This is a genomic window from Clostridioides sp. ZZV15-6598, from assembly GCF_020657705.1.
Taxonomy (GTDB): domain Bacteria; phylum Bacillota; class Clostridia; order Peptostreptococcales; family Peptostreptococcaceae; genus Clostridioides; species Clostridioides difficile_F.
This window is the reverse complement of sequence record NZ_JAGWCS010000352.1, coordinates 1-358: the sequence shown is the minus strand read 5'-3', so window position 1 is coordinate 358 and position 358 is coordinate 1. Positions and strand designations below refer to the sequence as shown.

General features: G+C 37.4%; 1 protein-coding gene. It reads left to right on the top strand.

Annotation, left to right across the window (positions count from 1 at the left end):
- Window positions 1-48 precede the first annotated feature (48 nt).
- Entirely contained in the window at window positions 49-198 is a 150-nt protein-coding gene (locus tag KGF50_RS22005; protein ID WP_021358895.1) for a hypothetical protein, read from the top strand.
- The last annotated feature ends 160 nt before the right edge of the window (window positions 199-358 follow it).

The window sequence follows — 358 nt, the reverse complement described above, 5'->3', positions numbered from 1 at the left end:
AAGTTCGCTACTACCTATGCAGTTCTCTTATGAACTTCTTACACTTTCATGCAAGCACAGACTATATCTTATCCTTCGGCATTATCCGTTAAGGTCTACCCACTTCCACTACCAATAGCTTGTAGTGTACTTCCCTCAAGAGGAATAGTCGTTGAAGTTTCTCCTATTCGGAGCTTACCTGCTGATTGCCCATTTTAAAGTACTTAGGGTTTAACCTTATACCATCTAACCAATTTTTTCTACTTTCGTAACTTTCACACTTAGGTTTATTTCATCCTTATGTTTTAGTTTGGTTAGCTTTAGGGGTTTCCAGCAATTCAAGTAGTATTGGATAGGTTCTATCCTATCTCTACATATA

Coding starts and splice junctions, on each gene's coding strand:
- KGF50_RS22005 (WP_021358895.1), top strand. CDS start 49: ATGCAAGCACAGACTATATCTTATCCTTCGGCATTATCCGTTAAGGTC.